2 protein-coding genes are annotated in these 6,364 nt (G+C 44.4%); both read right to left on the minus strand.

The annotated features are described in order from the left end of the window. Positions 1–163 precede the first annotated feature (163 nt). Positions 164–568, minus strand: coding sequence for a hypothetical protein (locus tag J7R12_RS07945; RefSeq protein WP_126603210.1), 405 nt, complete (start codon positions 566–568; stop codon positions 164–166). Continuing rightward, positions 565–6,364 (minus strand): hemagglutinin repeat-containing protein (locus J7R12_RS07950; RefSeq protein WP_208439048.1); only part of this gene is annotated, 5,800 nt, incomplete at its 5' end. The genes J7R12_RS07945 and J7R12_RS07950, both read right to left, overlap by 4 nt.

The raw sequence follows: 6,364 nt of genomic DNA on the forward strand, positions 1-6,364 counted from the left end.
AAAAAACCTTGTCACATGATGGACAAGGCTTTCTCTTATAAACCAATAAAAATATAGCAAAATCCATCCTGTGACGCAATGTTATGGATGGTAGATTAAGGAAACAATCCCGCCAGTCCAAGCGAAGGCAAGGATGGCGATTGTTGATCATCACAAGCAAGACTTAAGGATAGCATTCATATTGTTCTGGATGCTTTTTACAAAACGGGCTATTTAAGCGCTTCTTGACACTTCGCTGTGGTATGACAGCTCCTGGACGGCAAATCGGGAGGTTTTCGGCTTTATGATTTCCACACCACCCCCCCCCCCTATCATATTTATCATGGAAACCAGCTTGAATCATACAAGCTTCTATGGTTGCCCATCCATTATTGCTTAAATTTCTGTTTTCTGGAAATACATCATAAGGAGCTGGCATTCCACATTCTAAAAGTGCTTTTTTTACCTCAAGCCGATCTGCTCCTGATTTTTCCCACACAGTGAAGTATCCTGCAGGAGGTTTATTAAACTGGCACCCAGTTATAGCTAATAAAGCTATGCAATTCAATAATTTAAAGATTTGTTTCATTTTTTATTCCTTAAAGGGACTTGTACTCGATGGGAAAGTCCATATATATCTCGACATTTTGGACCCGCATCTCCAAGGCACGTATGGACGTTATAGGGATTTGAGAACATATTCCACCATTCTTTCCAAGCATTACTACCAGCAGGAACTTTCTCGTAAGTATAACCATTGCCACCAATTACTCTGCTTACAAAGTCAAATCTATGCCCATCAAAACCAATAGTGGTTTGTTTTCCACCACTCACATAAGCTAACAGAGCGGATGCAGACAAAACATTAGCCGCTGGTCCATAGAAACTGATCGTTGTATTGCCAGCTACATCATTTATACCTTCTTGTTTGAAAGAATTCAGCGTATTATACAATGTCATGCCAGCGCGACTATGGCCATCAAAATGCAATCCTGTGTTACCATAGCGAGACATTAGATCTTTTGCTTCTTGTGTGGAATTGGTCAAACCCCAAAAGTTATTTTCCATAAACTTCTGATAGCCCGCGACCAGAAGTTCTGAAATAGCAGAATCGGCTTCAGGGAACACAACAAAATAAAGCGGTGCACTTTTATCCTTTGCATGTTGCTCTGCATAAACAGCTGCCTCATAGGGTGGTGTAAAGATACCATTGAGGGACACATGCACCTTGCCATCAGAGCCGGCTTGTAAATGCTGCTTTTCCTCATCCGTTAAATAATGTGCGTGAGGTATTGGTTGTCCACGGCTATCAGTTATATACTGTCCATTTGCATCTATTTCATAGAGTATATTACCCTTTTCATCACGGTCGACCACAGCGATGGGGTGCTCTTTGATAAACATGGTTTTATAGGACTCATCACTGTATTTAAACCCTTCTTCTAAGAGTTGGGTTGCCATTTCACGGTTTTCATGGACGATTTGTTCTAGCTTGGTGACATCGAGCGGTTTTACACCCTGATGGGCGGTGGCAGTATCACGATTAAGGGAGGCTATGGCTTGCTCAACATCTTGCCCTGTCAATGCCTTCTGCCCTGCTTCATCAGTAATGACGATGGTGCCATCGCTAATGGCAGATTTGGTGTATCCTTCCTCTGAATCTTTAGCTTTTGAATGATCTAACACATTTTTAGCGATGTTTTTCCCGACACCATATTTGCCCTGATACATCGGACCACCCGCAGCAATGCTGATCCCATGGCTGCTGGCTTGCGCATGCGCACTGTTGGTGATGTCACTGGTACTGATGCTTCCCGTGGTCAGGCTGTTTTTGTCTGCCGGCGCGGTGCTTTCAATAATACCTCCGGTCAGGGTTGTTTTATCTTTAACGTTGATCTTAAAACCACCATCACCCGCTTTGATGCCTGATTGCTCCACAACACTGTGATAATCACTAGAGGATTTATCCTTGTTCAAGGAAATATTGGTTGTGGCTGCATCAGCCTTTTTTCCACCATTAAACCCAATGGAAAGAGAATTTTGCTTGCTAGAACTTTGTCCCGTATCACTCTGGCTTTTTATGGTCAAGCTTCCTCCCACATCCACGTTGACTTGATTTCCAGAAACAACGGCGCCTGCCAATGTGGTATCCTCTCCACTGCTGGTGTGAACAGTGCCAGTGCCAACAATATGGCTGTTCTTTTGATGAACCTCTTCACTGGAGCCTTCCCCTTTACCAAAAGAAGCATTACCCATCCACCCCGTGCCACCCGTACCATAACTGTACCCAACATTTACTGAAGCATTTTGCGTGTGGTTTTGTGTGCTTTGCGTGTTTTGTGCACTTTCAAAGGTGATATCTTTACCTGCAGCCAAGGTGATATTTCCACTCTGCTCATCATTTGCATAGACTGGATTGGTACCGGCGATAATGTCAGCTCCAACACCATGAATACTGCCTTTGTGGGCTTGCATGTTAACAGAACGCCCTGCTTCCATTGTTCCTGTTACCGCCGTGGAGGTTTGAAAAGAGGCTTCTGCTTTCTCTGTCTTAAAGCCCACGGTTACGCTAGCAGAAACATCAGCAATATCACGAATAGACTGTTTAAGATTTCCACCCTTCATCTCATTATAAAGACCTTTGCCTTTGCTATAGAGATCATAGCCTTTTAGACCTCCAAGAATACCATTGCCGATTTTATGTTTTGTATCCCCATGGTCAAAACGTTTGGCTGCATCCCTTATATCTTGCACGTTACCAAGAATGCCCACATTCACAGAGCCTGTCACACCAGCAAAGGATTTTTCATGCTTTTCTTTTGCGTTAGAGGTATCATAGCTTTCTGATAGTGTGATAGTATTGCCAGCATCAATGTTGACATCACGATTTGCCAAAACATTTGTCGCTTGTAAATTCACATCATGATCGGCACTAAACTGTACATCTTTGCCCGCTTTAAAATTAGATGGTGTATTGGTATTTTCCCATTGGTCCCCTGTGTCTTTCGCGCTGGCAATCCCGACACCGACAGAGGCACCACTTTTGCTCTTTTCAAACTGAAAACCAAAGCCTTCCCGCTCTTCTTGGCTGTTTGACTTATGGCTATTATGACCAGGTGAAACATTGATATCATGGGCTGCCGAAACATGAATATTTTCTTGCGCAGTAAAATCAGAGCCCACCACATTCACATCTTTTTTGGTAGCCGTGATGGTGATATTTTTTCCATTGAGAGAAGAGCCTTGATGCTCAAAACTTTCTTCATTTTCTGTCTTTCCCTCACTCCCGTAGATCGATACAAAGTCCTTGCCTGATCCCACACCAAAACCTGTTTCATGGGTCTGTGAATGGCTGCTATGGTGATCTGTCATGCCATCAATCGTCACATTTTCTCCCGTCACATGAATATCTTCATTTGCAAACATATGAGAAGCAGTGATTGTGGTCTCTTTGTCTGATTGTGTGATAATGTTGCCCGTTGCCCCCAGAACAGAGGAAACCGTTGTGGTGTGCGATTCAGATTTATCTGAAGATTCATCGTGCAAAAGGCTACTTGACGAGAATTGCTGTTGCTGATCAAAATGTTCTTGGGCGCCTTTGATAACAATATTTCCACCAGAGTGAATGGTAATATCCGCTTGTTTCTGATCTTCTGGTGTTTTCTCTCCTGATGCTTCCTTTGCCTTACCGGCTATGAGCGTCGAGGCTACAACTTCCGTGTTGTTTCCTGAGTCAATGGCAACGCCTTTGCCCCCAGATATGAGTGAACCGGAAACTTGGGTAGCATCAATCTTGTTATGCTCAGATTTGCTGCTGCTGAATGTTCCCCCGTCTTTGTGATACGACATCTCATAATGTAAGCTATCCTCTGCATTGGTGATCAGAACATCGTTGCTGGCTTTCAGCCCCACCTTGCCATCAGCCGCAATGGAACTGCCTGTGATGGTGAGATCATGCTTCTTTCCATCCTGCCCTGCAACGACAGTGGTATTGCCTCCAGATTTTATTGTTGATCCCTGGGAAATCGAGGCTTGCATATCGACTTTCGTGTTGTTGGCGCGAAGATGATACTCCATTTCATCTTCTCTCACCCCTATCGCTATCTCCCCTTGTGCACCAAGAACAACATTGCCCTTGGCATCTATATCGGAAGCAGCCATATGAATATCTTTTCCAGAGAGAACCGTGGTCTCTTTTCCAGAACTTAAATGAGAGCCATTGTGTAAGGCAACATGAGAGGTTTGATCCCCGTGATGGCTATTGGCACTGTTGCGCGTGGCATCAATCGAAATATTCCTCTCAGCTTTTAAGTTCAAATCATCATGGGATTGAACATCAGAGCCTAAGATATTCAAATCTTTTCCAGAGAAAAGTGTCGTCGATCCTCCAGAGTTTAACGCAGATTTATGATGCATGGTGGCATCACCCTGTTCATCATGGTAATGGGTTTCTGCTGATCCTATCGTCAAGTTGCCTTGTTCTGTGGCCATGGCAAGATCACCTCCGGTGGTGATCTTAACCCCTGAGGCTGTGAGATCTTGTTTGGCGATCACGCTCGCATTGCCCCCTGTAGAAAGCGCATTGGTGTTTAAAACGGTCTCCACGCCGTCAACCGTTGTGCGCCCTGCTTCAAAACGAATATTCTTCTCCGCAAGTAAAACAGCATCACCACCAGCAGCAAAATGACCCCCTTGACTAAGGATATCCCCACCATGCACATGCAATTGGTGGTTTGCATTTATCCGCCCGGAATTGGTTATCATTGAATTGCTTGTATTCTGGGAATTACTTGTATTCTGGCTGGTGATATTGACATCATCCCCCATGATCAAAGCACCAGCAGAAACAAAGGAGGCTCTGTCTTTTTCAGGGATGTAAAGCACCGGTGCATAAACATCCATGCCCTTGATCTGTTGGCGCACATAAATCACCATCGGGGCTTCTAGGGACGCCAATTGTTCTTTACTCAAAGCCTCACCAAAAGGGAGATTGTGTGCTTTTGCATATTCCGCCCCGACATCAAGCAAGGTTTTGACTTGTTCAATAGCATCACTTCCAGGAATAAAGGAACCTTTTCCCAAACCCTGACCAACCAGATCACGCATTTGTTTCTCAATCAATTGCTTTTCAAAATAAGCATCGCCTAAGAAAAAAATCTCCCGATCAGGTTTGTAGCCAATTCTGTTCAAATAATAGGCTGAGCCATAAAACTTGCCAACATCAAGGAATTCTGCCCGCGTTTCATAAAGGAAATTCTGGTTGGGTAGCGTGCCCCCAACTCCACCCGATTGGGGTTTTGGTAAAGGCAATGAACTCCCATCCGAAACACCAGCTGTACCATCTAAGGCGATATTTGGCGCAAACAAAGCACCAGCCCCAGTCAAACCGCTCAGCGCCCCTAGTGGATCACCCCCAACGGTTTTTGCTTCAAAATGCGCATCCCCTGTAATGGAACCTTCCGCTGCCGTGTTGTGGAGTTGATCGACCACCAAATTCAACGTGCCACCCGCTTGGACAAGACCAGGAACGCTCTCCAAAGCTTCTGAGCCAGTTTGGCGATACTTGCCATTGGCTATATCTAAAGAAACATCGCGGCTTCCATCAGCTTGATAGCCATAACAATAAGCATCTGTGTTTGCATTACAATGCATATAGGTGTTTTTATAAGCTGTTGCCCCCAAATTGGTGAGCACATTGGCGTGAATATCGGCATTTCCTTCCGCTCTTATAATGCTATAATGGTTGTCAATGCTATCAGCGTTAATGATCAGATTACCGTGAGACTCTATCATCCCCGAAACAGTGGGTTTATGCGAAAACTCTTGCGTGACAGTTTCTTCTGTCATGTGTGACCAGTTTTCGTTTATTGACCCGAACCATCCTCCCTTCCGCAGAGAACCATTCCAGGAATACCGATGTACGGACAATTCCTTCTTTATAGGCTTATGTTTCCAAGTAAATGCCTTATAGACTGTTCCGTCTTCCAATGTTGCAGTGCCATAGGTTTCTTCTTTGCTCGCCCAAAGAGGAACATCCAAGAAAACTTTTACGTGCCCTTTAAAAGGTCCGGTATGACTTTGATGTTCGTGCCCTTTTCCCCACAGGTTGGGACCATCTTGATATAACATCCCATCACTGAGCTGATCAGAACCCTTTGGTCTTTGAAAAGAAATATCGCTATATTCCGATGTTTCCGTGATAACAGGCGTGCTATCGGCTTCGTTTTTGAGGGTGTTGGTTTGAATATTTAAGTTTTTACCGGCTTGAATAAAGCCTGCTTTATTGACAAGGGAAAGGCTCTTTCCTGTGCCATCTGCATTGGTAAAAAACAAATCACCCTCTGCTATTATGGCGCCAAAATCATTCAACACAGTGCCATCAACT

Source organism: Bartonella vinsonii subsp. vinsonii, from assembly GCF_902825235.1.
GTDB classification, from domain to species: Bacteria; Pseudomonadota; Alphaproteobacteria; order Rhizobiales; family Rhizobiaceae; genus Bartonella; species Bartonella vinsonii.

What these genes read in the sequence shown, in the direction of transcription:
- J7R12_RS07945 (WP_126603210.1), bottom strand. Translation starts at nt 568, where the DNA reads ATGAAACAAATCTTTAAATTATTGAATTGCATAGCTTTATTAGCTATA.